The 24,916-nt window shown below is 44.3% G+C and carries 24 protein-coding genes; 13 read left to right on the top strand and 11 right to left on the bottom strand.

Annotated elements, in window-relative coordinates; translation table 11 throughout:
- Positions 1 to 109: 109 nt before the first annotated feature.
- From EPX21_RS13825 to EPX21_RS13805, 5 genes are all read left to right on the top strand, one after another.
- Entirely contained in the window at positions 110 to 2,569 is a 2,460-nt protein-coding gene (locus tag EPX21_RS13825; protein ID WP_134090281.1) for a TonB-dependent receptor, read from the top strand.
- A gap of 9 nt (positions 2,570 to 2,578) precedes the next feature.
- Positions 2,579 to 3,757, top strand: coding sequence for a PepSY domain-containing protein (locus EPX21_RS13820; protein WP_134090280.1), 1,179 nt, complete (start codon positions 2,579 to 2,581; stop codon positions 3,755 to 3,757).
- Positions 3,758 to 3,867: 110 nt separating this feature from the next.
- Positions 3,868 to 4,365, top strand: coding sequence for a (2Fe-2S)-binding protein (locus tag EPX21_RS13815; protein ID WP_134090279.1), 498 nt, complete (start codon positions 3,868 to 3,870; stop codon positions 4,363 to 4,365).
- The gene (locus tag EPX21_RS13810; RefSeq protein ID WP_134090278.1) at positions 4,358 to 5,377 is read left to right on the top strand and encodes a xanthine dehydrogenase family protein subunit M; all 1,020 of its coding nucleotides are present in this window, start codon (positions 4,358 to 4,360) and stop codon (positions 5,375 to 5,377) included. The genes EPX21_RS13815 and EPX21_RS13810 overlap by 8 nt, the downstream gene beginning before the upstream one ends.
- Before the next feature lie 13 nt (positions 5,378 to 5,390).
- A complete protein-coding gene (locus tag EPX21_RS13805) occupies positions 5,391 to 7,631 on the top strand; it encodes a xanthine dehydrogenase family protein molybdopterin-binding subunit (protein ID WP_134090277.1) in 2,241 nt (746 codons plus the stop codon).
- Between the two features lie 16 nt (positions 7,632 to 7,647).
- Here EPX21_RS13805 and EPX21_RS13800 read toward each other — a convergent pair whose 3' ends face one another.
- Complete coding sequence (locus EPX21_RS13800; protein ID WP_134090276.1) at positions 7,648 to 7,947, bottom strand: helix-turn-helix domain-containing protein; 300 nt, start codon at positions 7,945 to 7,947, stop codon at positions 7,648 to 7,650.
- A 375-nt stretch (positions 7,948 to 8,322) separates the two neighbouring features.
- Here EPX21_RS13800 and EPX21_RS13795 point away from each other — a divergent pair, with 375 nt between their 5' ends.
- On the top strand, positions 8,323 to 9,843 hold the full coding sequence (locus EPX21_RS13795; protein ID WP_134090275.1) for a sulfatase: 1,521 nt from the start codon (positions 8,323 to 8,325) through the stop codon (positions 9,841 to 9,843).
- Positions 9,844 to 10,095: 252 nt separating this feature from the next.
- Here EPX21_RS13795 and EPX21_RS13790 read toward each other — a convergent pair whose 3' ends face one another.
- The 4 genes from EPX21_RS13790 to EPX21_RS13775 form a co-directional block, all read right to left on the bottom strand.
- Positions 10,096 to 10,848 (bottom strand): hypothetical protein, encoded by a 753-nt coding sequence (locus EPX21_RS13790; RefSeq protein WP_206106075.1) that lies wholly within the window; start codon positions 10,846 to 10,848, stop codon positions 10,096 to 10,098.
- A gap of 100 nt (positions 10,849 to 10,948) precedes the next feature.
- Positions 10,949 to 11,272, bottom strand: a complete 324-nt coding sequence (locus EPX21_RS13785) for a nuclear transport factor 2 family protein (protein ID WP_134090274.1) — start codon at positions 11,270 to 11,272, stop codon at positions 10,949 to 10,951.
- A gap of 23 nt (positions 11,273 to 11,295) precedes the next feature.
- Positions 11,296 to 11,586 carry a DUF1330 domain-containing protein gene (locus tag EPX21_RS13780; RefSeq protein ID WP_134090273.1) on the bottom strand — a complete coding sequence of 97 codons (291 nt, stop codon included), beginning with the start codon at positions 11,584 to 11,586 and terminating at the stop codon, positions 11,296 to 11,298.
- A gap of 10 nt (positions 11,587 to 11,596) precedes the next feature.
- Positions 11,597 to 12,391 carry an SDR family oxidoreductase gene (locus tag EPX21_RS13775; protein ID WP_206106074.1) on the bottom strand — a complete coding sequence of 265 codons (795 nt, stop codon included), beginning with the start codon at positions 12,389 to 12,391 and terminating at the stop codon, positions 11,597 to 11,599.
- Positions 12,392 to 12,514: 123 nt separating this feature from the next.
- Between EPX21_RS13775 and EPX21_RS13770 the strand changes: the two genes are divergently transcribed.
- From EPX21_RS13770 to EPX21_RS13755, 3 genes are all read left to right on the top strand, one after another.
- Positions 12,515 to 12,889 (top strand): helix-turn-helix domain-containing protein, encoded by a 375-nt coding sequence (locus EPX21_RS13770; RefSeq protein WP_134090272.1) that lies wholly within the window; start codon positions 12,515 to 12,517, stop codon positions 12,887 to 12,889.
- A 558-nt stretch (positions 12,890 to 13,447) separates the two neighbouring features.
- Positions 13,448 to 13,825 (top strand): iron chaperone, encoded by a 378-nt coding sequence (locus tag EPX21_RS13760; protein WP_134090271.1) that lies wholly within the window; start codon positions 13,448 to 13,450, stop codon positions 13,823 to 13,825.
- Between the two features lie 56 nt (positions 13,826 to 13,881).
- Positions 13,882 to 14,349 (top strand): VOC family protein, encoded by a 468-nt coding sequence (locus EPX21_RS13755; protein ID WP_134090270.1) that lies wholly within the window; start codon positions 13,882 to 13,884, stop codon positions 14,347 to 14,349.
- A 234-nt stretch (positions 14,350 to 14,583) separates the two neighbouring features.
- Here the strand turns inward: EPX21_RS13755 and bla are convergent, their stop codons facing one another.
- Positions 14,584 to 15,501, bottom strand: a complete 918-nt coding sequence (gene bla, locus EPX21_RS13750) for a class A beta-lactamase (RefSeq protein ID WP_134090269.1) — start codon at positions 15,499 to 15,501, stop codon at positions 14,584 to 14,586.
- Positions 15,502 to 15,719: 218 nt separating this feature from the next.
- Between bla and EPX21_RS13745 the strand changes: the two genes are divergently transcribed.
- On the top strand, positions 15,720 to 15,899 hold the full coding sequence (locus EPX21_RS13745; protein WP_240768690.1) for a hypothetical protein: 180 nt from the start codon (positions 15,720 to 15,722) through the stop codon (positions 15,897 to 15,899).
- A gap of 61 nt (positions 15,900 to 15,960) precedes the next feature.
- On the opposite strand, the gene EPX21_RS13740 is transcribed toward EPX21_RS13745, so the two are convergent.
- Together EPX21_RS13740 and EPX21_RS13735 are read right to left on the bottom strand one after the other, a co-directional pair.
- Entirely contained in the window at positions 15,961 to 16,848 is an 888-nt protein-coding gene (locus tag EPX21_RS13740) for an AraC family transcriptional regulator (RefSeq protein WP_134090268.1), read from the bottom strand.
- 8 nt (positions 16,849 to 16,856) lie between these two features.
- The gene (locus tag EPX21_RS13735; protein ID WP_134090267.1) at positions 16,857 to 17,861 is read right to left on the bottom strand and encodes an aldo/keto reductase; all 1,005 of its coding nucleotides are present in this window, start codon (positions 17,859 to 17,861) and stop codon (positions 16,857 to 16,859) included.
- Between the two features lie 232 nt (positions 17,862 to 18,093).
- Here EPX21_RS13735 and EPX21_RS13730 point away from each other — a divergent pair, with 232 nt between their 5' ends.
- The 3 genes from EPX21_RS13730 (at position 18,094) to EPX21_RS23105 (ending at position 21,914) form a co-directional block, all read left to right on the top strand.
- The gene (locus EPX21_RS13730) at positions 18,094 to 20,706 is read left to right on the top strand and encodes a tetratricopeptide repeat protein (RefSeq protein ID WP_240768689.1); all 2,613 of its coding nucleotides are present in this window, start codon (positions 18,094 to 18,096) and stop codon (positions 20,704 to 20,706) included.
- Positions 20,707 to 20,941: 235 nt separating this feature from the next.
- Entirely contained in the window at positions 20,942 to 21,502 is a 561-nt protein-coding gene (locus EPX21_RS23110) for an Rpn family recombination-promoting nuclease/putative transposase (RefSeq protein ID WP_240768688.1), read from the top strand.
- On the top strand, positions 21,483 to 21,914 hold the full coding sequence (locus EPX21_RS23105; protein WP_240768687.1) for an Rpn family recombination-promoting nuclease/putative transposase: 432 nt from the start codon (positions 21,483 to 21,485) through the stop codon (positions 21,912 to 21,914). The genes EPX21_RS23110 and EPX21_RS23105 overlap by 20 nt, the downstream gene beginning before the upstream one ends.
- Positions 21,915 to 22,268: 354 nt before the next feature.
- Here EPX21_RS23105 and EPX21_RS13720 read toward each other — a convergent pair whose 3' ends face one another.
- The 3 genes from EPX21_RS13720 to EPX21_RS13710 all read right to left on the bottom strand — a co-directional run bounded on the left by EPX21_RS13720 (position 22,269) and on the right by EPX21_RS13710 (position 24,819).
- Complete coding sequence (locus EPX21_RS13720) at positions 22,269 to 23,165, bottom strand: flavin reductase family protein (protein ID WP_134090266.1); 897 nt, start codon at positions 23,163 to 23,165, stop codon at positions 22,269 to 22,271.
- Positions 23,166 to 23,176: 11 nt separating this feature from the next.
- The gene (locus EPX21_RS13715; RefSeq protein ID WP_206106073.1) at positions 23,177 to 23,686 is read right to left on the bottom strand and encodes a virulence RhuM family protein; all 510 of its coding nucleotides are present in this window, start codon (positions 23,684 to 23,686) and stop codon (positions 23,177 to 23,179) included.
- A 323-nt stretch (positions 23,687 to 24,009) separates the two neighbouring features.
- The gene (locus EPX21_RS13710; protein ID WP_255502214.1) at positions 24,010 to 24,819 is read right to left on the bottom strand and encodes an ABC transporter permease; all 810 of its coding nucleotides are present in this window, start codon (positions 24,817 to 24,819) and stop codon (positions 24,010 to 24,012) included.
- Positions 24,820 to 24,916: the final 97 nt, after the last annotated feature.

Below are 24,916 nucleotides of genomic sequence, written 5' to 3'. Positions count from 1 at the left end.
ATAAGTTGATATAAAATATCTTTTGATCAGTATTTGAACTAATTCTAAATAATTGGTTTCTTTTTCTATTTTTGCTTCTATTTAGAATTAGTTTAAATAATACTGTATTATGAAGCATTTTTGCGTATTTCTAGCGTGTTCCTTTTATTTACTGCTATTTCCGTCTTCTCCCGTCTTGGCTGCTAGGCAGCAAACTAGGGTACGCGGAGTGGTAAAGAGCGATTCTGGCGAACCGTTCGCCGGTGTTACGGTATGGATAGACCGTAAGTCTTTTTCCACAAAAACCGATGAAAACGGACAATTCACCTTGCCTGTTTTGCCAGGTAGGCATACCCTGTACTGCACGTTTATCGGGTATAAAGTCTACCGGGTAGAAACAGTTTGGCGAGAAGGGGAGGATAAAGCCTTTACCGTCCAACTCGAACCCGCTAACGAAGAACTCCAGTCGGTTGAAGTAATCGGAAGGAAGGAAAGTGGTTATAAGAACACCGTGTCGTTTAGTGGAACGAAAACCGCTGCGCCCATTAAAGAAATTCCGCAGTCGATCAGCTATGTGACAAAAGAGACGCTGGACGATCAACTGGCTTTCAAAACCTCCGATGCCATCAAAAATGTGAGTGGGGTGAACCAATATTCTTACAATAACAATGATTTTGTGCTGCGCGGTTTTCGGGCCAGCAATACTTTGGTGAATGGCCTGCGCATCTCGACGAGGGGATGGGCACAGAACTTATTGCCTTATGTAGAAAGGATCGAGGTGATTAAAGGGCCTGCATCCGCTTTGTTCGCAAATACCGATCCCGGAGGTACAATCAATACGGTGACGAAAAAACCTTTAGACGAAGCCCGCAAGGCCATCAGCTTCGTAACGGGAAGCTATAACACCTATCGTACGGCTGTTGACTTCACCGGACCAATGAATGATACCAAGACTTTGCTGTATCGCTTAAATCTGGCCTACCAGAATGCCGAATCGTTCCGTATTCTTCAGGACGGCTCCGCCATGGTGCTGGCTCCTTCTTTTTCTTTTGTGCCGAATGACAAAACGCGGATCAATTTCGACCTGGTATATCAATATAATAAAGGACGGCTTGACCGCGGGCAACCGATCTTTGGAGCTTCTGCCGGAAAGGATCTGTATTCCACCCCCGTATCTTTTGCTGTTGGCAGAAAGAATGACTATCAGAACGAACTGAACCTGTTTTCAACTATCTCTCTCCAACATCACTTTTCCGATCACATCACCTTCAACGCCTCTTACTTGAAATCGTTCTATGATGAAGACCTATTAGAGCACCGTACTTCTAATCGTTATGGTGTGGACTCCTTGGGTAATGAAATCCCTACCTTGATGGGGATGCAGACAATCCGTCGCCTTCGTAAGAATTACATTGACAACTTAACTACCTATTTTAATTTCGATTTTAAAACCGGCCCGCTCGAGCATAAATTGCTGGTAGGTTATGACCATATCGAGGAGACCTTCCCGAAAGGAAACTCCACCTATAATGCCAGCGGTTTTTTGAGTGCGGATGGTAGTCGCACCTACAGCGCTTATGACCCTGCACATCCTGAAAACTATCAGTTTAGGAACGGGATCCCCGCGCCCAACGTGCCTTACTTTGATTTAGCAAATCCGAGTTATGCCATTTCTGAAATCTCTGGTTACATCAATGTATCAGCCGAGGAAACGCCTTCTAAGTATTTTGTGAACGGAGTATACGTGCAAGAGCAGATCAAGTGGAATAAATTCCAGGCTTTACTAGGGTTCCGCCAGGAGTTTTATACGGATGTGCTGAACTATACGAAAGAGGGAGAACGCCGGGTACAACAGAAGGCCTTTGTCCCACGGGTAGGTTTGGTGTATACGCCCATTGATCCGATTAGTTTCTACGGTACCTATACGGAAGGATATCAGCCGCAATCAGCGGGCACCATTGGCGATCCACAGACTTATGGAGGACCTTTCGACCCCTTGATCAGTAACATGGTCGAAGCCGGAGCAAAAATGGAGTTTTTTAGCCGGAACCTTGCGGTCACCACCGCTGTATATCGCATTGAGCAAAACAACATCCTAATGAATGCCAATGCTCCTGATAATCCGGACTTGCTGCGCCAAATCGGTCAGCAACAGGCTAAAGGGGTGGAGCTGGAGGTATACGGAAACATTCGTCAGAACCTCAACGTGACAGCCAATTTTTCTTACAACATAACCAAAATTACCGAGAGCGAGGATGCCAGCGAGATAGGAACAATTGTGCCGAATGCACCTAAGAGCCAAGGGAACGTCTGGGCAAAATATTCCTTTTTCCGCGGACCTTTGAGTGGCTTGGGAGTCGCTTTAGGAAGCAACTACGCCACCCGCCGCAATACGAACAGCGCAATCTTGCAACTGCCTGCCTATATGGTGGCAAATGCGGCAATCTATTATAGGGTTGATAAGTTTAAAATCCAGGCCAATTTCAATAATGTGTTTAATAAAACATACTGGGTGGGCGGTTTTGATTTTAATCGTCTGTTCCCGGGAGCTCCGAGAAATTACCTGATTTCCATTGGCTATACTTTATAAGGCGAAAACATGAATTTGAAAAAAATAATAGCTTGGCTTCATCTCTGGTTGGGGCTGGCAGTAGGGCTGATCTTTTCAATAGCCGCGGTTACAGGAGCTTTATTGGTTTTTGAGGAGGAGCTGGAGGTTATTTCCTATCCCACGCTGTATGAAGCGGCCGAGCGACCTGTCGGAGCCCGGCGTCTGTCGCTCGACGAGCTAACCGCGCTTGCCGGGCGATATGCAGGAAAGCAGCAGGTGGCACGCTTCACTATCAACGAAGAGAACAGAGAAAGGAACGTGGTTTTTCAGACGGAAGGCGACCGAATGGAGCGGGTGTTCCTGGGGTTGGACCCCTATACCGGGGCGCTGCGCGACTACGTGCCCGGCAAGAGCCATTTTTTTTCGGTGGTGGAGGAGATCCACCGTCGACTCCTTATGGGAGACCTTGGCAAAGCTATTACGGGCCTGTGTTGTTTGTCCTACCTACTGGTATTGGTTACAGGGCTGGTAATCTGGTGGCCAAAGAATGCAAAAATGTGGAAGCAGCGCCTCAAGATCAAATGGGACGCTTCTTCGAAGCGTCTGAACTGGGACATCCACGCCGTGGGCGGGTTCTATTTTTTTCCGATCTTGTTTGTAATTACGCTGACCGGTCTTACCTGGAGCTACAAATGGTTTAACAATGGGATTTATTTACTGTTCGATGGTAAGGGACCGCAAAAAGTGAAAACGGTCTTCCATTTACCTAAAGCAGCTATAGAAGGGGCCGTGCTCGAAAAAGCATACCAGCAAGTCCAAGAGCTCTTGCCCTATCGCGGCACCGTGACCGTGCATCTTCCTCTGGATAAAGAGGAAGATGTGCTGGAGGTGACCAAAGAACAGGAAGATGCTTTCTTGCCCAACGTCGTAGATCGCTTGTTCTTTAACGCCTATACTGGAGACTTGGTGCACCGCGAATTATACGTCGATCAGACCAGGGGCATGAAAGTAAGAAGAACGATCTTCCCTATCCATACCGGAAGTATAGGCGGACTGGTCACTAAAATCATATACGTAATAGCCGTTCTTTTTGGCGCTTCTTTGCCCTTCACTGGGTTATTTATTTGGTTGGGCCGTAAGAAGAAAAAAAAGAAAAGCAACACAAGGCAGCATATTAACTTGAAGCGGAACGATGCTTCGCGCAAACCAGTGAAGAGCTCGGTCTAAGAGATCAGTGTCTTAGCTAAATTATCCGAAACTATAGTAAAGCTAAATTGTTCATTGCTAGTGATGACATCTTTCATAAAGTATGGATCTTAGCTAAGACATTGAATCCAATGGAAAACGAACACCAATTCAACGAACTGCAAACGGTTCGCTTAAAGGTCAACGGAGAGCAACACGAACTACTGTTACTGCCTTGGGTAAGCCTCTTGGATGCACTGCGCGAACACCTTGATCTTACCGGTACCAAAAAAGGATGTGACCATGGGCAATGCGGCGCCTGCACCGTTCTTTGTGACGGCAAACGGATACTGAGCTGCCTCACCTTGGCCGTGTTGAAAGAGGGGGCTGAGATCACAACCATCGAAGGCGTTGTTCGTGGTAATCAGCTACACCCATTACAACAGGCTTTTATTGATCACGACGCCTTTCAGTGCGGGTATTGCACACCAGGACAAATCTGCAGTGCAATAGGTCTGTTTAAAGAAGGGAAGGCAAAGACACGGGAGGACGTAAAGGAGTTGATGAGCGGCAATCTTTGTCGTTGCGGGGCCAACATAGGTATTATTGATGCCATTATGGAAGTAAAGGACGGAGGCATGTATGAATAGTTTTGCTTTTCTGCGAGCTGAAACTGCAAGCGAAGCCGTAAAGGCACTTAATACCAAGGCCCAAGCCGCATTTATTGCCGGCGGTACAAACCTCATAGATATCTGGAAATATAATCTCACGCATCCGGAGTTGCTGGTGGATATTAACCGGTTGGCCGATTGCAGGGCAATCATCGAAAAAGCGGATGGGGGACTGAGGTTGGGTGCATTGGTTACCAATGCCGACACGGCTTATCATCCCTTGATCGAGTCGCGATACCCTTTGCTTTCAAAAGCCATCCTTGCCGGTGCCTCTGCCCAGATACGTAACATGGCGACAGACGGCGGTAATTTGTTGCAGCGAACGCGCTGTTATTATTTTTATGATGCCAATGCGCCATGCAACAAACGGGTTTCGGGTTCAGGCTGCGCCGCTATCAACGGATATAATCGTATACATGCCATCTTGGGTGCAAGCGAGCATTGCATAGCCGTTTTTCCTTCAGACATGTGTGTAGCCTTAGCAGCGCTTGCTGCGGTTGTGAACGTAACCGGTCCGAATGGTGACCGTAATATAGCGTTTGCCGACTTTCACCGCTTGCCCGGCGATCAGCCAGAGCGGGATAATAATTTGCAGTACGGCGAGCTGATTACGTCTATAGATCTTCCGGTAAAAGGATTTGAGCAAAATTATTCTTACTTAAAACTACGCGACCGGCAGTCTTATGCTTTCGCTTTAGTGTCTGTAGCAACAGGCCTTGAGTTAGATGGTGATGTCATCACGGAAGCGCGGATCGCTTTAGGCGGTGTTGCGCACAAGCCCTGGAGGGCTAAGGAGGCGGAAGAATTGTTGAAAGGCAAGCCGGCCACGCCTGAAAATTTTGCTAAAGCAGCGGCTGTTATTTTACAGGGCGCCAAAGGATACAAACACAATAGTTTTAAAATAGAACTAGCCAAGCGGGCAATCATCCGGAACGGCATGATGGCCCTGCATCCCCAGTCGCAACGGCCGGGTGCACAACCGTCACTTTGATCTCATACAAATTATGGCAATTAAACCCAACATAGGACAACCGCTTAACCGTTTGGAAGGGAGGCAGAAAGTCACAGGCTCCGCTAAATATGCCGCAGATTACCATGTTCCGCAATTGCTTTATGGATACGTGGTCAACAGTACCATTACCAAGGGCAAAATTGTTCGTGTTGACACAAGCGCTGCGAAGGCTTTGCCTGGTGTGGTAGAAGTGTTAACACACGAAAACCGACCGGGGCTTGCGTGGTTTGATCTGCAATATGCCGATATGGATGCGCCTCCAGGTACGGTGTTCAAGCCCCTACATGACAATAAAATTCGGTTTAACGGACAGCCCGTAGCGCTGGTTGTAGCAGAGGAATTCGAAATCGCCCGGTATGCAGCTTCCCTCGTGCAGCTGGACTATGAAGAGGAGCCTTTCGTCACTTCCGTGGAGGCCAATCTGAGTAAAGCAAGGCCCGCGAAGAAGGGAATAGCAACCGCGTTAAAACCGCCGCCGCCTGCACCTACGGGCAACTTTGAAAAGGCCTACGAAGCTGCGCCGTTTAAAGTCGATGCCGAATACTATCATGGCAATGAGCACCACAACCCCATGGAACTTTTCGCAACCACCACCGTGTATGAAGGGAATGGTAAACTCACCATTTACGATAAAACGCAGGGCACCATCAATAATCAGCTTTTTGTGGCGAATGTGTTCGGTCTCCGCTATAAAGACGTGCGTGTGCTGGCGCCTTATGTGGGTGGTGCCTTCGGTTCAGGCCTGCGGCCTCAGTATCAGCTTTTTTTATCGGTAATGGCGGCGCTTCATCTAAAGCGTAATGTACGGGTTGTGCTGGATCGCCACCAAATGTTCACCTTGGCACATCGGCCGCAAAATCTGCAGCAATTGCAATTCGCTACGGACGAAAATGGGAAGTTGACAGCCGCCAGGCACGCGGCTTTTGTGGAAACATCCTCTTATGAAGATTATACCGAAGTCATATCCTCTTGGAGCCACCGTTTGTATCCCATATCCAATACCCGATTTGAATATAAAGTGGTTCCCCTCGATCTTTCTACGCCTACCGATATGCGTGCACCGGGCGGTGTAACCGCTATGCATGCCATTGAATGTACGATGGACCAGTTGGCTTACAAGTTGGGGATCGATCCACTTGAACTAAGGTTACGCAATTACGCCGAGGTCGATCCGTCGACCGAAAAGCCTTTTACCAGCAAGGCGCTCAGGGAATGTTACCGGCAGGCGGCAGACAGCTTCGGCTGGAGCAACCGCAATCCAGAACCCGGCAGCATGACACGCGGCAATAAATTGGTCGGCTATGGCATGGCCACTGGCGTGTGGGACGCTTATCAGTTTCCGTCGCGCATCGAGGCGATTCTCACAAAAGAAGGAAAATTGATGATAAACAATGCCGTTACCGATATCGGGACCGGGACGTTTACCGTGATGACTCAAATCGCTGCCGATGAACTCGGACTGCCTATTGAAGATGTGATTTTCGGTTATGGTGATAGTAAAAAGCCCTTCTCGATGTTTCAGGGAGGTTCATCCATGACCAGCTCTACCGGTGTGGCTATCGTTATGGCAGCGAAAGCCCTTAAGAAAAAACTGTTGGAAAAAGTAAAGGAGATGTCCGATTCACCTTTGGCGGATGCCGATGAAAAAGACTTAGTTTTTAGAAACGGGAGAATCGCCCTGGTGAACGAACCATCCGTGCATATCAATTTTCAGGAAATCGTGGCGGCCAATAAAGGGCAGGCCATTAAAACCACCAAAATGGGTAAGCCTCATTTGCTAAAGTTGCGGAAGTACAGTAAAATGACACACAGCGCATCCTTTGTAGAAGTGGAGGTAGATAAAGACTTAAAAACCATTACCGTAACCCGTGCCGTTACTGCTGTGGCGGCCGGTAAAATTATCAATCCAAGAACAGCCCATAGCCAGATAAGTGGATCCATGGTATGGGGAATCAGCAAAGCATTGCAGGAAGAGTCCGTTATCGATGAAAACCTGGGCAAATATGTCAACGCTAATCTGGCCGAATACCATATCCCCACCCACGCCGACGTCCACCAATTGGAAGTTATATTTGCTGAAGAAAGAGATGAGCTGATCAATGAGTTAGGCGTTAAAGGAGTAGGGGAGATCGGCTTAGTCGCCATGCCGGCAGCCATAGCAAACGCCGTATTCCATGCCACCGGTAAGCGAATTAACAAGCTGCCAATTCATTTTGACGAGTTACTAGAATGAATGGACAACCTTATTGTCAAGCTCGGTTTGGTAGCCGAATTGCCAAGGGCCCGACTGTTCCCCAATCTGCCAGGTTATCAATTATACTCTTTAACGTGAGTCCGTATTCGGTAAGCTGGTACTGAACAATTACCGGTTGCGTATCTAAAACAGTTCTTTTAACCAACCGGTTGATTTCCAATTCTTTTAATTCCTTGCTTAACATTTTGTTGGAGATTCCCCCCACATCATTTAAGATATCAGAAAACCTCCTTTTATTGTAATAGCAGATAGAGGAGATAATGGCTATTTTCCATTTACCGCTCAACACATCCATTGCATCGTGAACTGCCCTGATTCGCTTTTTGTTTTGATCATAAAAAAATCAATCTCTTGATACATCGTTTGGAATTATCAATTAAAACAAATGTAATTGGAAATGCTTCCGCAAAAATAGCAATAATTTTATCAAACGCAGATAACCCCTTTTGTGCCAGCCATTTTCATTGATGGCATAACTATATGCTAATATCAATCGGAATTGTTTGAATATCCACCATGGACTATAGAAAAGCAAGGAGGGAACTTGAGACAAATAGGCTATAAATTGATCCATGATATCGTTTACTTTTTATTAGCTTTGAAATTCGCAGTCACATTGCTAACCTGTACGGATGGCGACAGCTACTGATTACGTAAATTATTGATTGAGATGATGAAAAAGAAAACCTGGGGTCTCTTTGTAGCACTTTTATTTATAGCCCTGTGTCCCTTATCAGGATGGGCCATTGACGAAAATAGCAAAGAAAAACGACCCAATATACTGTTTATTTTAGTGGATGATTTAAAACCGGCTCTAGGTACCTATGGAGACCCGGTAGCCATCACACCGAATATGGATAGGCTCGCAACGAAAGGAATGCGTTTTGATATGGCCTACGCTAATCAGGCGGTATGTGCACCTTCTCGGTTTAATTTAATGTTGGGAAGCCGATCTTCATCATCGGGTATTTATGGGTTTGGTCAGAATTTCCGTGACTATTACCCAAATGCCACAACATTGCCCCAGTTTTTTAAAGGACAAGGCTATCACACCGAGTCGATGGGTAAGGTATTCCATATTGGGCACGGTACATACAATGATGAGCAATCGTGGAGCGTGCCACATCATAAGGATCTGGTAATAGAATATGTCGATCCGGCGAGCAAGCAGGAGGGCTTCACCAGAGAGGAGGCCTTGTTTTCAAATCAAAGCGCAAAAGGTCTGCCGCGTGGAGTGGCTTGGGAGTCGCCAGAAGTTGCTGACGATGCTTATGCGGATGGACGGACGGCCGCCCGGGCGGTTAAACGGCTTAGGGAGCTGAGTGAGAATAAGCAGGATGATCAACCTTTTTTTCTTGCCGTAGGCTTTGCCAGACCCCATCTTCCATTTTCTGTGCCCAAAAAATATTGGGACCTTTACCAAAAGGAAAACCTCCCTTTACCTACTTATGAAAAAGCACCCGAAGATGCTCCGCCATATGCAGTAAAGCGTGACACGGAAATAGACCAGTATAAGCCGATACGGCCGTCTTCAGAGCAGGATCCGTTTCCGCTCGAATTAAAGCAGCAACTTATTCATGGTTATTATGCCGGAGTCAGTTATGTGGATGCGCAGATTGGCAAGGTGCTACACGCCTTGGAAGAGTCTGGCCTTGATGAAAACACCATTGTTGTGCTCTGGGGAGACCACGGCTACCATTTGGGCGAAATGGGGATATGGACTAAACACGTCAATTACGAACGGGCCAACAAAATTCCCCTGCTTGTTGTTGCCCCTGGTGTTTCACAGCCCGCTACGGCAACTTCTCAGCTTGTTGAAACAGTAGATATTTATCCAACCTTAGTTGAGCTAGCCGGTTTTTCGCAGCCAAGAGTGGAGCAGCCCTTTGACGGTACCAGTCTTGTACCGCTGCTCCGAGATCCCAACGCTAATATCAGCGATCATGCCTACCATTGCTTTCCACGTGGTGGACGTTTAGGTCGGGCTATTCGTACGAACCGTTACCGTTTGGTAGAATGGAAGAAGATCGGAGCACCGGTCGAATCAGCAGAATATGAACTGTACGATTACCAGAACTCGGATGTAGAGATGAAAAATATAGCCAAGGAAAAGCCTGCAGTTTTGGAGGAGATGAAAAAGATATTGGCCTCACATCCGGAAGCAGTACCGTCAAAATCTGTAGGCAACTGACAGCAGCATTGAAAGCAGATTGCTCATTTTGTTTCATTTGCCAATTGGAATATTTCTTTCTGTTCAAACAGTTGTTTTTATTTACGATTCATAGAACATTGCCAATGAACGGATTCTCCTTTTAACTAATCCATTGTTAAATGGTTCATAACTTGAAATCTCCTTATTGTTTTTCATCACCGACACCCGAAACGGTTGCTTAAGTTTTTCTACCAAATGGTAGATTGTCGCTATTTCAGCGAGATCTTCAAACTATGAAGCCATACTATAAAGCGAAACAAATGGTGTCTGTTGAAGTGAGCTGTAGACTGCTGAAACATGGCAAACCGACACCGATTTGCCGCTCCTGAAGCGTGTTTTTTCTAACGATGGGATGATGAATTCTTTATTTGGCACGTTCATTTTGTACCAAATGCCTGAGGTAAATGGTGTGGGTTCAACCACCACATCTTTATCATCCGGATGTGGTGTAATATTCAAAACGGCATCTACTACATGTGTAGCTTCGTGAAGTAAAATATATACAATCGCATCGAGCTTCCCACCGTCTACTTTTATACGATATGCAGAATCTTCCGGTTGAATATAGTAAGTATTTTCTTTCCAAGTCGCCCACTCGGAAATCGTTTCGTGAAGTGTTTCGGCGCGGAAGGTTATATTGAACTTTTTAGTCGAATCTGCTGTCTCGATAGGAGATGTAAGTGCGGTATTGGGCATATTGTCCATAAAGCTGATGCTGTACAAATGTTCCTGTAAAATTTTTCGGTGCAAGGGAGGTAGAAGAGCAAAGGCCTTTTCGACCTTTTGAATTTCCAGATCGGTCAGCTCATGGGGTACAGGATTCATGCCCGCATTCTGAAACATCTTGAAAACAGCTTCCGGAGCAGGTAGAATTCGTTCCGATAATACAATCCCGGATTGATTACCCTTGTTGCTGCTCTGTGCGCGAATCTCGGGTATTAATAAAAGAAGTAGCGTTACGGCAATAAAAAGTTTTCCAATCATCGTTTTTCGAATTAAAAATTTAATGTCCACATGGGTGTTGTTTCAAAATTTGGTGATAACCGGAGCCTCCATAGAATTAACCTGCCGGATTATAAATTTCCTATGAGGTGATTTTCAGTGATTTGATCAGCCCTTCTTCCAATTCCAAATGGTATTTCAACGTGATAGGGCTTCCGGGAAATTTTCCGGAAATTTCAGCTGATAAAATATGGTTCTGTGCCGCTGTGGTGAAGTCAATAGGTTTCATTACAATTTTGTATTCCTTGTTGGCTTTTTCGATCCAGTTCTTTATTGCGGTTCGGCCTGCATAGGTTTTGCCTTCGTCAACAACATGTGCTGCTTCTCTAAAACAATTTGCATACGCAGTACTATCTAAGTTGTCCTGGGCTTTCACCAAATCGGCGACTGCTTTTGGTAAGTTCATATTTTTATATTTTGATTTATTTTTCATGCAGTACCCTCTACCAATATACCGTGGTATATAGCTCCTTTTTGTCTATGTAGGGCTGCTTCCTGGTAAGGTTTACTGTTATACCATTTTTTTGCCGATTTCATATCCGGGAATTTTGCGACAACGACACCTTCGATCTGTTCCCCTTCAAGTACTTCAAAATTTCCATAGGGTACCAAAACTTCAATTGGGTGTCCTTTCATGGTCTCTTCTATCAGTGACCAATATTTTTCAAGTTCGGTCTTATCGAGTGTTTTAACTCTGATAAAAATTACATATGCTGACATATCGGATCCATTAAATCGTTGGAACGGTTCCCCCATCAATCACGAATTCAGCACCCGTCAAATAAGCTGCCCTAGGGGAAACTAAAAATCCTACCAATTCGGCTACCTCTTCGGGTTGGGCAAATCTTCCAAAAGGAACTCCTCTCAGAGCATCCAAGACACTTTGTTCTGCTTCCTGTACCGTAATGTTATTGCTTTTGGATATCCTTTCCATCATCCTTTTGGCTGCATCGGTCATGATTCCTCCGGGAGAAACAGTCAACACACGCACTCCCTTCGGCGTAACCTCCTTTGACAATCCTTTGCTATAATTAACCAGCCCTGCTTTTGCCGCTGCATAGGGAAGCGTAGATTCATATAATGGTAATTTTGCCTGTATGGACGCTATATGAATGATCACTCCATTTTTTTTCGCTATCATTTTAGGTAAAAAAGCGCTATCCAGCCGTACGGGCGCCAATAAATTAATTTGAAGCGTCTCCTCCCAATTCTCGTTGGTTGCAGAGGCAAATCCACCTCCAGGCGTATCTGATCCGCCCAGATTGTTAACCAGTATATCAATATCTCCAAAGTTTTTAAACACTTCATCAGCCACCTTTCCAGCTCCTTCGGCTCTGCTTAAGTCTGCTGGGATGAAGAAGAAATCCTCTTCGAAAGACTCCGGTACATTTCTCGCTGTTACAATAACCTTAGCTCCTGCATTTTTAAGGCGCTTGGCAATTGCCTTTCCTGCGCCCTTTGTACCTCCGGTTACCAAGGCAATTTTACCTGATAACTCGTTCTGATAATCTATTTTTTGCTCCATATAAAGTTCTTTTGTACAAATTTCAGAAGTATGATATGATCTCACAAGTACGGATAAACGATTCATATAGTGATAAATTTGTCCCATACTGTACATTTTCGTACATAGGTGTAACTTTGCAATATGTATGAACGGAAAACAACACCGAACTTAAATTGCGGACTTGACCTCATAGGCGAGGTCTTATATGGCAAGTGGAAGATGCGCCTACTTTGGTTTATCGGGCAAGGGCACAAACGACCAAGTGAATTGCAACGTAAAATACCTGATGCGTCTCGTCGGGTTTTGAATGTTCAGTTAAAGGAACTGGAACAGCATGAACTTGTCACCCGTAAAATTTACCCCGTGGTTCCTCCAAAAGTGGAATATAGCCTTACAGAATTTGGGAAGAGCTTAATCCCTGTAATCGGTGCTATAGGTGAATGGGGCGATGCGAATTCGGAAAGGTTGCGGGAAGTAATCGCTAAGACATTAACTCATTCGGATATAGGAAATTAAGTCTTACGTCAGTTTCTTATATTTATTTTCTACGGCACGGGCCAAAATGCAGATGCCGTTTTTTAAAGTCTGTACCTCTTGCTGCTTTTGTACCAGTCTTTTTGAGTGGCCCATTGGCGGAATATAGTACCTTGTGAAGATTTGGCGATATCCAACAGAAATGATAATATTAAGATTATACTAATCTATTTTCCGCTTAACCTTTCTACTTCCTTCAAGTTGAACCACCAAGGATTCCTTGACAGTTGCTACCTTATTTAACTCTCCTTCTTTAAAGACGATTATTGATGTGCAGACTAATATTCTGTTTAAACAAACTGGCCGTCTGTTGTTGCTCAGCCAAACGGTATCTTTTCAAACGTTACCTCGATCTGTGTTTGGCCATCGTTAGCTTTACAAAACCATCTTAATGCCCGGGGCACACTAAGTTTCTGCACAGCCTGTAATGCAAAATAAAGTTTGTCGTAAATCACCCTTTTGTTGTCATTAATGCACATCACGATTGCTAAATAGTTGTGCATCTTTGTAATAGCGATTAATGTTTTAAAACACAAGATTATGAAACCAAATGCCAAACCAAGCAATATAGATGAATACATCAACGCTGCACCCGAAAACGCACAACAGCAATTGAAGGAAATTCGGAAAATCTTAAAAGAAGTAGCGCCGAATGCTTCAGAAGAATTAAAGTGGGGACACCCTACGTTTGTCGAAAACAGGATTCTGTTTTCCTATGCGGCATTCAAAAATCATTTGAATTTCGTTCCTACGGCACCTGCAATGCAACCTTTCCTGAAAGAATTGGCAAATTATAAAACTAATAAGGACAGCATTCAATTCCGCTATGATGAGCCCTTAGCTATCGACCTCATTAAAAAAATAGCTGAGTACCGGCTAAGCGATCTAAAAGAAAACGACGCTAAATGGAAATACTGAAATGAAATTAACAAGTAATAGTTAAATTATACAAAAACGATTAAAATTAAAAAGCGATGGCAAAGCAAATAATAACCCCATGTTTATGGATAGAAAATGATGCTAAAAAAGCGGCAGAATACTACCTGTCCGTCTTCAAAGATGGCAAACTGAAATCACACAAAGCTTTTAAAAACCAACCCGAAGCTGGAGGCGAATTTGATACCGCTACTATTCATATCCTGGGAATGGATTTCCAGCTATTAGCAGCCGGGCCAATGTTCAAATTCAACGAAGCTGTTTCATTTGTGGTGCACTGCAAGGACCAAGCTGAAGTAGATTATTATTGGGAAGCGCTCACCGCCGATGGCGGCAGTGAAGGTCCCTGCGGCTGGCTGAAAGACAGATACGGGCTTTCCTGGCAAATAGTCCCGGAGCAATATTTTAAACTGGAGTCTAATAAGGACAAGGCAAAGCAGGAATATGCCTTTAAGGCAGTAATGAAAATGAAAAAAATAATCATTGCTGATCTGGAAGAAAAATAACCGTTGACTCATCCCGTGCGCTCACCAATGAATCGTAAACGCGTTGGTCCAAGGGACGATAAGTGCCAGATCTGATTTTTTTACTCACAGAAGCCAGTTCCGTATCAAGTACGATGGGCTTCTCTTAATGTTCTTTAGACAAACCCTTTCCGGAAGGAAAATGTATATTTTTGAAAAACAACATTTCGCAGATGAACATACACATTTCAGAAAAAAGGGACATTCCCCGGCCTGCTATTGTCGAACTATAGAGTTATCCCGATTTGCCCAATAATCAAAAGCTGCTCTTGAAATTTTAGCAATAGTTAATTCGCGTTCTTTTTGAGAATCATAAGAATCAGAAATAAAAACGGATACGGCCAAATGTTGATCATTAGGAAGTGTAATGATGCCTACATCGTTTGTTGCTCTTGTTAAGCCGTTGATCGTTCCTGCCGTACCAGTCTTATGGGCAACAGCTGTTTCTTGCGGCAATAATCCCTTTATTCTTCGGTCAAAATAAGGTGACGATACAGACATGTATCCTAGAAGCAACGCGCTGCTGTTTTTAGAAAGGTCTCCGGCTGCGTAAAATGTCTTCAGTAGTTGGCTCATCGCTTTGGGCGTTGCCCAATTTTGATACTGGATGGTATCATTTGCCACTTGCACCATTTCAGTGGTCGAAATGGCGATGTCCATTATTCCCAGTTTATGAATGTATCGTTCTGCATTTTTTGTTCCACCTAAAAGTCGAAGCAACACATCGCATGCAGTGCCGTCACTTTCTTCTATATTATATTTTAAAAGGTCTCTTATTGTAAGATTGGTGCCCTTGGGGAAGTTATCCCGTATCGGGCTATGGCCGTTTTTAGGGATATACTCCGATTGATCAACTTCTATCATTTTATCTAATGAAAGTTCTCCTTCATCTACCTTTTTAAGTACTGCCATTGCAATGGGAAACTTATAAACGCTCTGCATGGGGAACGCTTTGTCGCCATTAAATGATATTGATTCTCCTGTTTCTATAATCAATGCACAAACGCCGACATTGCCTTTTGTGTTTTTAGCAATTTGTTCAAATTGTGTTTGAAGTGGACTTTGCCCAAAAGATGAAACCGATAGAATCAAGAAAAATAAACTGAGTTTGAGTATTCTTTCACTTCCAGCCATAATTTTAAACGCTTTGAAGGCAGTCAGTACGTCATGTACAGCTTTTAAAAATACACAATAATCTTCGGTATGCAAGGAGCTTGGTAAAATATCGACCGTGTGAAGAGAATGGAATTAAAGTATGGACCAGTGGAAAATCGGCTTAGAAGCCTTTTGTTTCAGGAAACAGACGCTCAATGATGGGGCGACGGGGAAAAGTTACTGGACCGCCGGGGTTCATGGCAGAAAAGCTGTACGAACGCTTTTCGGTTTTCATCAACTTTGAGAATTTCGGCGATATTCGGCAGACCAAGTTTGATAGCATTTATACAGGAAGCATTAGCAATCCGGTATTTCGCGATATTTACGCCCCAGTTGATGGCTTTGTTATAAACGGAGGTATAAAAGTAAAGCTTTAATAAAGCGCATTCAAGATGGTTCTCAGAAAGCCTATTATTTTAAAAAGCTAATCTCCGGTAATCAGTTAAAAGCCTGACGAAATTCCAACGGTGATAAATTTGTCTTCTTTTTGAAAAGCGTGCTAAAGGATTGGGCATGTTCAAAGCCCAATGCATAGGCGATCTCGCTGACCGAAAGACTGGTCGTGGAAAGTTTTTCTTTGGCTTTCGCGATCAGTTTTTCATGAATATGCTGCTGTGTGTTTTGCCCGGTATGAATCCGAAGCAGATCACTCAGGTAGTTCGGTGACAGGTTCATCTGCGCAGCAATATATTGTACTGTGAGCAAACCCTGTACGTCACTCTTAAAGTAGTCGTCGATCAACCGTTCGAATTTGGTTAGCAGTGCTGAATTATTATTCTTGCGGGTCAAAAACTGCCGCTCATAAAAACGGTTGGAGTATTTTAGCAAACTCTCGATATGCGTCAGAATGATCTCCTGGGTATGCTTATCAATATGTTGGCACTGCTTGTCAATTTTTTGAAGGATCGTAATCAGGTCATCTTCTTCCTCGGCCGACAGGTGCAGCGCTTCGTTAACCGCGTAATCGAAAAAACCGTAGCGATGAACGCTGTTCGCCAAAGTATGGTGCAAAAGGAAATCGGGGTGAAAGATCAGGAGATAACCGGACCCGCACTCGATATTTTGCAGGTCCAGTTGTTGCACCTGGTTCGGCGCGGTAAAACTCAATACACCCTTATCGTAATCATAATGCTGCTGTCCGTACCGGATCTTACCTTTGGCTTCGCGTTTGAGCGCCACGCAATAAAAGCGGTTAACGAAGCCTTTCCAGATAGCGTCTTCCAAAAAAACACTTTCCGCCAGATTGATCACGCTCACCAGCGGGTGTCGCGGTTCGGGCAACGACAGCAGTCGGTGAAATTCTGATAGGGAGTTGATGGCGTTCATATACAAAGTTAATCAATTAAGCCCATACTGAACTCATCATAAGGTGCGCCCGTATCCGTACCCAAAGGCACGATGCTTTCCAGTTGGGAAAGATCCGCCTCCGTTAACTCAATGGTAGTCGCCGCAAGGTTTTGCTCCAGGTACTTTCTGCGTTTCGTTCCCGGGATCGGTAAAATCCCTTTACTCATGATCCAGGCCAAAGCCAGCTGAGAAGAAGTGACGTTCTTTGCTTCAGCCATGGCTTCGATAGCTTCGACCAATTCAATATTCTTATTAAACATTTCACCCTGGAAACGCGGGATCGCTCTGCGGAAATCGTTCTCCGGCAGGTCATCGATGCTTTTTATCTGTCCCGATAAAAACCCACGGCCCAATGGCGAGTAAGCTACAAACCCGATGCCCAGTTCGTTTAATGTTGCTAACACCCCGCGTTCTTCCACCCTTCGTTCAAATAAAGAATACTCGCTTTGTACGGCGGTGATCGGGTGCACGGCATGCGCCCGCTTAACCGTCTCAGACGATACTTCCGACAGACCGATATAACCTATTTTACCTTCTTTAACCAATTCGGCCATGGCTTCAACCGTTTCTTCGATCGGTGTATTCTTATCCAGGCGGTGCAGGTAATATAGATCAATGTAATCGGTATGGAGATTCTTTAGCGAACGTTCTATAGATTTCTTTACGTAGTCCTTTTTACCATTAATGGACCAGGTAACTTTATTGTTGTCATCGATTTCCCAGCCAAACTTGGTGGCCAAAATATACTGATCTCGTTTGCCGCTGATTGCCTTAGCGATGAGCTGCTCATTTTTAAACGGCCCGTACAGATCGGCGGTATCCAAAAAATTACCACCCAATTCGAGCGAGCGGTGAATCGTCGCGATGGCTTCCTGCTCATCCGCAGGGCCATACATATGTCCTTCTTCAAAGCCCGTCATACCCATACAGCCCAGGCCGATCACCGGTACAACCAAACCCTGGCTGCCCAGTGCTATTTGTTTTATTTCCATAATCCAAAGGTCGGTAAACCAAATTCCGCTCATGTATGCAAACCCCTGAAGCTTGTAAGCAAATCAAGGAAGGATTTTCTGAATCTTTGGACGATCATAAACGACGAAGTTAATGGCACGACAGCTATTTACATTGCCAAAGATCGGGAAATTGTGGATGACGTAATTACATTTGATTAATTCCTTGTGCAATTCTGTGAAAAATGTTTTAAATACGTAAATTTGATTGGTTATGAAGAAATGTAATTTGGGATTTTATCACCTTGACGAAGAAATGTTTGGAAGAGCTCAGAAATACAAACCAACAATGATATTAAAAGAAAGGATCGGCTATAAGTACCTGAAACACCTGCTTACCGCGGCCTTTTCAGCCTTGCTGCTTATGGGCTATGCGCAGGAGGAGGAAGAACAGCAGCAAGAGAAGCGACAAGCCAGTGAGAAGCGGGACGAAGGGCAATCTGCGTCTATGGGGTCCATCGATGTCGTCCGTGATTACCGGCCGATGCTGGCCGATGCCGTAAAGATCCGCCGGAGCCCGGATATGGAATTCGACCGGGAATCGCTTGCGGTCGAGCTGCGCCAGATCGCCGCCGCCACGTATTTTGCACAAAACAAATTCAAACAAGCTTACTACGTTAAATTAATTGAACGGTATCCGGACGCTTCACGCAGCAATATCGATAATTTCCGGATCGGCTCCATCGCCTACCTGGCAGGCGAACACGAAAGAGCAACAGCTATTCTGGAGAAGGTGGCAGATCCGGATGCCTTTTATCAGGGCGCATTAATTACTTTGGGCCATATTGCCGTAGAAACGGGCGATAAGCAAGGTGCACGGAATGCGTTTGTCAAAGCGTCCAGACTGGATTTCGATCAGGCATTGAAATCGGATGGGTTGTTTAACTATGCCAAAATCTTATATGAATTGGACTCCGTCCAGGCTGCGCGGGAGGTCCTCCAGCAATATATCGCTCAGAAATATGCGGATCGTGAACCTGATGCTGAAAAAACAGAGAATGTGGAAACACTGTTGGCCGCCGTTTTGTCGGGCACGAGCAATTTCCATGCAGGGGTAGCTATGCTGGAATCGTTCGACAACAGGGGGCGGGAAGCCGATAGGGTCTACCAAAAGGTAACCTATTACCGCGGATTGGAGTTCTATAATGAGCGTGCCTTCGAAAACAGCATATCCCTGTTCATGCGATCGGAAAAATTTCCGATCGATGCAGAAATGGCGGCCTTGGCCACGTATTGGAAAGCGGAGGCGATGTATGAAGTGCGCAAGTACAGGGAGGCGGTGGAAAACTTTTCCCGGTTCCTCCAGTTGCCCGCCGCACGAAACACCAATGTATACAGTTATGCAAATTATGGCCTGGCTTATGCGGCGTTCCGCAACGATAGCTTTAGCGTAGCTGCCGATTATTTTGAACGCTTTTTGGTTAGCGAGGGAAGTTCGCTAGAGGAAAATGTACGTCATGACGTGATCGCACGTTTGGGCGATTCCTATTTGTCCCTGCGCAATTACGACCGGGCCAACGAATACTATGACCAGCTGATCAACAGCCAAGCTCCCAATCAGGACTATGCGTTGTTTCAGCGCGGCATTATCCAGGGATTGCAGGGCGACAATGAAGCCAAGCTCAGCACCCTAAGGTCCGTTGTTGAACAATTTCCCGGTTCGAACTATGCCGATGACGTGGCTTTTGAGGTCCCGTATACGTATTTCACTATGGAAGATTACGATGCCGCCATCGAAGGGCTGCAGCAGATGATCGAACAATATCCCCGCAGCAGCTATGTCCCCAGGGCATTGATGACCATCGGTCTTGTCCAGTACAATAAAGATGACACCGAAGCGGCGTTGGCCACCTTCCAGAAGGTGGTGGAAAAATACGCAACAAGCAATGAGGCAAGGCAGGCGCTACGTTCCATTGAAAACATCTACCTGGATCAGGGGGACGCTTCGAGTTATATTCATTATGCGACCGGCGCGAATATCGGTGATCTGAGTGCCGCGGAGCAGGACAACCTGGCTTTCCAGGCAGCGCGTTCCTTGTTTACCAGGGGAGAGTACGGACCAGCTGTGGAAGCGATCAATGCGTATTTTGATAAATTCCCGAAACCCATACAGGAAAAACATGCCCGTTATATCCGCGGGGTGAGTTTGTACCATACCGGGCACCCGAAGGAAGCGCTGCACGACCTGAACATGATCCTGAACGACTGGACGAGCCAGTATACGGAGAATACTTTGTTGACGGTGGCTGCTTTATACCTGAGCTTGAAGGAATACAACGAGGCCATTGTACACCTAAAAAAACTTGAGCTTACTGCAGAGTATAAAAAACATTATGGCTACGCGGTAACAAACCTGATGATGTGTTATTTCGAAATCGGCGACTTCGAGCAGGTGGCCAAGTATGTGAAGTTGATTAAGAATTACGATCGGTCATCAGACGAGGACCTTGCCAAGGCACACTTATACAGCGCGCGGGTCCTGCTGCAGGAAGGGAAAGCGGAGCTCGCCATGAAGGAACTGAATCTGGCGGCGCAGAAGAGCCAAACAGCAATCGGCGCAGAAGCACGGTACCGCATGGGGCAACTGCAGTATGAAGGCAAGGAATACGACAAAGCCCAGGAAACGGCCTTTGATGTGATCAACAACCTGGCGTCATACGACTATTGGGTGGCCAAAAGCTTCATCCTGCTTGCGGATACCTATGCGGGCAAAGGCGATAAGCTCCAAGCGAGGAAGACATTGGAAAGTGTGATTAAAAACTATGAAGAAGATGATGACGTCATCCCTTCAGCAAAAGAACGTTTACAGAAATTGAAGAATAAGTAACTGGAATTTTTTAGCTATGATCGTGTAAAATCAACTGTATATAGATATGGAAGCCGTAAGCAAAATTTTTGAGGAAGAGAAAGATTTTCTTTATCGCAAAGTAAGAAAATCTTAGGTTAACTAATCTCATCCTAACAATAGGTATTGTTTTCGACAATCAGCTACAAAATAAAGCTAATTTTTTTAGTATTTAGGTGTGTTTTGGTATATTTGTAAATGACCTAAATATCAAAGCATGACTAAAAACAACTTGGACAACCCTGCTGTTGGTCGATATATCGATCCGGGGAGTGATTTTGGATTCAAATTTTTGTTTGGAAGACCTGCCCATCAGGATATATTGATCCCTTTTTTGAATGAATTGATCGGAAGTAGTAAACGTATTAAAAGCCTTGTATATGGCCCGACAGAATATTTGGGCGAAACAGCTGATCAGAAGAAAGTAATTTTTGATCTGCGATGTACAAGTGATAATGGAGAAGAAATCATTGTGGAAATGCAGCGCATGAACCACGATAACTTCAAGGAGCGGGTTATGTTCAGTACATCGCGGCTTATAAGCAGCCAATATCCCAAAGGGGTCGAATACTGGAACTTTGAACTACCGGAAGTGATTTTTATAGGCATATTGGAATTCAGGATGGATGAAAAGGAACGGGAACGGTATTTGAAGAGTATCTCCCTGATAGACAAAGATTCGGGAAGAATTTTTTACAGTAAATTGAGCTATATATTCCTAGAACTCCCTAAGTTTCGCCTATTGTTTGTTTCAAAAGGTGGGCGAGAGCTCGCATAAAACGTGTTTTAATTTTTTTTTATTTTATGCTCGGTCTGTAAAAAAGGACGAGGAAATCAAAACGGATAAGGATCGGTGGTTCTGGCTATTGAATAACCTAAGTAAGGCGGATAAGATCCCAACGTTCATGAACAAACGGATATTTCAGCGTATTTTTAAAATAGCAGAAGTGTCCAATTTAACAAAGGAGGAAAGAATGGCATACGAAGCAAGTTTGCAGGACAAATGGTTATGGAACAGCGCGATGTCGCTTGCTGAGAAAAAGGCTGCTGAAAAAGCAGCTGAAAAAGAGCGCTTAAAAGCAGATCAAGAGAAATTGGCCTCTGCGCAATCTTTTAAAAAAGCAGGTGTAGCCAACCACGTCATTGCCGAAAGTTTAAAACTGCCCTTGGCGGTAGTAGAGAAGTTGTAGGTTTACAACTGATATAAGAGTGTTTTAAGTCATCTCGGTCACAAGAGATGGCTTTTTTTATACACTTCTCCTTCCTTACGGTTTTCCGTAAAAATCCAAAAATAGAACCGACTAAATTTGTTTCTGTGACAACATAAGAGGGGAGTGAAGGTGTTTCTCAAATTTTGTGAATTATACCATCGAAGAATATCATGAACCTATTACCGCCAATGTAGTGGTGGGGTCTAATGTGTTGAGTGATACCGCGGCGTGATGGACGGACTTCTTCGATGGCAGGTCAGGTACCTGTGAACGTAATTAGAGGTCATCTATAAACTGGTGATCTCTCCCGTTGGAAATGACAAGGTGTACAAGCTACATCAACAATACTTTCCAGGCATCCATTACACGGCCGTTATCCAATAAATGCTTGGCTTTTAAATGCAGGCGTATGGTGCGGGTATGGCTGTCGATGGCAGCATCAAGCAGTTCTTTCATTTCATCGGTATTGCGAAAGGCTTCCACCTCGTCATCGGATGGTAGCGTTTTAACAAGCCCCAATAAGCCCAAATTATTCCCGGTTAATACGTTGGAGTTTTTAACCGCTTCAGGAAAAGCATCTACGCCGATACCCATTCCGGCATAATCTATTGGTTTGGCAATTTTAAATAAATTATCGCGGGTTACCCTACAATACCAATCACCGCCTAAACGAGCCACCAGGTCTATTTTATGAGCGTCTATTTTGCCATTGGCATCCAAAATATCTTCATTGATATGAATCCGTTTCACCTCTGCAATAACCAAATTACCTGCTCCTCCGTTTTTCCCTAACGATATCACATCCTTCACTACACATTCCAATTGAACAGGCGATTCCGCCACCCTGGGTGGCTTTACCGTCTCCGAAGCCAATTGAGTAAACCCCGCTTTGGAAAACTCATTTACTCCTTTCGGATAATCCGTACTCGTTAAATAGGTCTGTTGAACCATATCATAGTTCACAATATTAATCACGCACTCAGGTATTTCCAAAACGTTTTCAAGCGTATGCTTAGTGGTGTTATCCCGCGCCCTGCTTGTTGGCGAAAAAACGCATATCGGCGGATTGACACTAAACACATTAAAAAAACTAAACGGACTTAAGTTAACCTCGCCGTTTTTATCAATAGTGGATGCAAAACATATCGGCCGGGGTGCAATGGCGTAGTGCAAATAACCTTGCATTTCCGTCGGTGTTAATGATGACGCATCAATCGTTTTTAACCTCATTCAAATTTTTATTAACGTGAGTTTCCGATTTCGTATCCAACTTTTTTTCTTGGCTTTTCTTCTTTTTCAATAAACTCTATGGCACGGCCCAAAATGCGGATTCCGTCTTTTAAAGTCTGTACCTCTTGCTGCTTTTGTGCCAACCGTTTTTCATTGATGGCGTAGCCTTGCACAAGGTATTCTTTCAGTCGTTGGGTAGCCCACTGGCGGAATAATGTTGCTTTTGTAGAATTAACTCGATAACCCACTGAGATAACCATATCAAGGTTATAAAAGTTAATTTTTCTTTTTTTACCATCCGCAGCAACTTGTTCCAAAATGGAACAGGTTGATTCTACTTTTAATTCGCCAGATTTATAGATATTGCCTATATGTTTAACGATGGCCGGTCGTTGAACATCCAAAATCGCCGCCATGGAGTTGGTATCTAGCCACACAGTATCCTGCTCGAATGTTACCTCGATCTTCGTTTGGCCATCACTAGCTTGGTATATTTCGATTTGGTTTTTTATCTTTTTCAATGTTAATTCCTGGTTAGGTCCGAGAATGCCGTAATTTTTAAGGTTTAGTATAAACAAAAATACTAAAAAAATTAGATTCACCAAGCGAGAGACGAAAAAAGATCGTATATCAATTGATATTTTTCTCTGATTCCTAGCAAGCACTACTTACTTCTTAGTTTACGGCTTTCCGTAAAAAACCAAAAAACGGAACCGATTAAAATTGTTTCTGGAATCTGTTAGGAGGGGAGGGATGGTATTTCTTGAATTTTCACCTAGTTTGTGAAATACGTTTTAATTTATAAGTTTCTGAAAAAGGGTGAAATAACCGCATTCATTACTATTTACTCATTCCGTAAGCTATCTACCGGGGTTGTCCATGCCGCTTTTAAAGACTGCGTACTAACGGTGAGCAATGCGATAATAATTGCCAATCCTCCGGCGATAGCCAGCATCCACCATTGCATATCGATTCGATAAGTGAAATCGTCCAACCATTTGTTCATTGCCCACCATGCGATTGGCGAGGCGACAACCAGGGAAATGATAACCAATTTAACGAAGTCCTTAGACAACATGGTGCAGATACCTGTCACAGAAGCTCCAAGTACTTTACGGATTCCGATTTCTTTGGTTCGGGTTTCTGCAATATAAGAAGCTAAACCAAAAAGACCCAAACAGGATATGAAAATTGCCAGCATAGAGAATATAAACGCCAACGTTCCCATTTCTTCCTGGTCGTTAAACTTCCTGGCATATTGTTCATCTACAAATTTAGAATAGAACGGATAAGCAGGATTGAACTTTTTTATGATTTTTTCAATACCCTGAATAGTCTGGGACATCGGAAGCTGAGGGTTAGAACGAATCACGATATTATACATGTATTGATTACTCGCCAGGATTAACAATGGTTGTACATCTTCATAAGGCGAATCCATGATATAATCTTTTATCACCCCTACTATAGTATAGGTTTCCTGGCCCCATTTCAGGTATTTTCCTACTGGGTTCTCTAATCCCATTCGTTTAACGGCTGTTTCATTTAACAAAACCGAAGCGCTGTCGGCAGGGGAGTGGGTAAAATCAATATCGCGGCCATCCAAAAGAGTAAGCCCTAAGGTTTTTACGAAATCACTTTCTGTATGAGCTATTTTGAAGAAGCTGTTACTGGAATTGCAACTTAAAATAGGAGACTTTTTTATGCTGCCAATCTTTCTTTTTCCATCAGCATCTCTTCAATCTGCTTAG

This window comes from Olivibacter sp. XZL3 (assembly GCF_004368405.1).
Lineage (GTDB): Bacteria > Bacteroidota > Bacteroidia > Sphingobacteriales > Sphingobacteriaceae > Olivibacter.
Note: the sequence above shows the minus strand (reverse complement) of the source record. Positions and strands in the feature narration are given on the sequence as shown.

What these genes read in the sequence shown, in the direction of transcription:
- EPX21_RS13825 (WP_134090281.1), top strand. Translation starts at nt 110, where the DNA reads ATGAAGCATTTTTGCGTATTTCTAGCGTGTTCCTTTTATTTACTGCTA.
- EPX21_RS13820 (WP_134090280.1), top strand. Translation starts at nt 2,579, where the DNA reads ATGAATTTGAAAAAAATAATAGCTTGGCTTCATCTCTGGTTGGGGCTG.
- EPX21_RS13815 (WP_134090279.1), top strand. Translation starts at nt 3,868, where the DNA reads ATGGAAAACGAACACCAATTCAACGAACTGCAAACGGTTCGCTTAAAG.
- EPX21_RS13810 (WP_134090278.1), top strand. Translation starts at nt 4,358, where the DNA reads ATGAATAGTTTTGCTTTTCTGCGAGCTGAAACTGCAAGCGAAGCCGTA.
- EPX21_RS13805 (WP_134090277.1), top strand. Translation starts at nt 5,391, where the DNA reads ATGGCAATTAAACCCAACATAGGACAACCGCTTAACCGTTTGGAAGGG.
- EPX21_RS13800 (WP_134090276.1), bottom strand. Translation starts at nt 7,947, where the DNA reads ATGGATGTGTTGAGCGGTAAATGGAAAATAGCCATTATCTCCTCTATC.
- EPX21_RS13795 (WP_134090275.1), top strand. Translation starts at nt 8,323, where the DNA reads ATGATGAAAAAGAAAACCTGGGGTCTCTTTGTAGCACTTTTATTTATA.
- EPX21_RS13790 (WP_206106075.1), bottom strand. Translation starts at nt 10,848, where the DNA reads ATGATTGGAAAACTTTTTATTGCCGTAACGCTACTTCTTTTATTAATA.
- EPX21_RS13785 (WP_134090274.1), bottom strand. Translation starts at nt 11,272, where the DNA reads ATGAACTTACCAAAAGCAGTCGCCGATTTGGTGAAAGCCCAGGACAAC.
- EPX21_RS13780 (WP_134090273.1), bottom strand. Translation starts at nt 11,586, where the DNA reads ATGTCAGCATATGTAATTTTTATCAGAGTTAAAACACTCGATAAGACC.
- EPX21_RS13775 (WP_206106074.1), bottom strand. Translation starts at nt 12,391, where the DNA reads ATGGAGCAAAAAATAGATTATCAGAACGAGTTATCAGGTAAAATTGCC.
- EPX21_RS13770 (WP_134090272.1), top strand. Translation starts at nt 12,515, where the DNA reads ATGTATGAACGGAAAACAACACCGAACTTAAATTGCGGACTTGACCTC.
- EPX21_RS13760 (WP_134090271.1), top strand. Translation starts at nt 13,448, where the DNA reads ATGAAACCAAATGCCAAACCAAGCAATATAGATGAATACATCAACGCT.
- EPX21_RS13755 (WP_134090270.1), top strand. Translation starts at nt 13,882, where the DNA reads ATGGCAAAGCAAATAATAACCCCATGTTTATGGATAGAAAATGATGCT.
- bla (WP_134090269.1), bottom strand. Translation starts at nt 15,501, where the DNA reads ATGGCTGGAAGTGAAAGAATACTCAAACTCAGTTTATTTTTCTTGATT.
- EPX21_RS13745 (WP_240768690.1), top strand. Translation starts at nt 15,720, where the DNA reads ATGGCAGAAAAGCTGTACGAACGCTTTTCGGTTTTCATCAACTTTGAG.
- EPX21_RS13740 (WP_134090268.1), bottom strand. Translation starts at nt 16,848, where the DNA reads ATGAACGCCATCAACTCCCTATCAGAATTTCACCGACTGCTGTCGTTG.
- EPX21_RS13735 (WP_134090267.1), bottom strand. Translation starts at nt 17,861, where the DNA reads ATGGAAATAAAACAAATAGCACTGGGCAGCCAGGGTTTGGTTGTACCG.
- EPX21_RS13730 (WP_240768689.1), top strand. Translation starts at nt 18,094, where the DNA reads ATGAAGAAATGTAATTTGGGATTTTATCACCTTGACGAAGAAATGTTT.
- EPX21_RS23110 (WP_240768688.1), top strand. Translation starts at nt 20,942, where the DNA reads ATGACTAAAAACAACTTGGACAACCCTGCTGTTGGTCGATATATCGAT.
- EPX21_RS13720 (WP_134090266.1), bottom strand. Translation starts at nt 23,165, where the DNA reads ATGAGGTTAAAAACGATTGATGCGTCATCATTAACACCGACGGAAATG.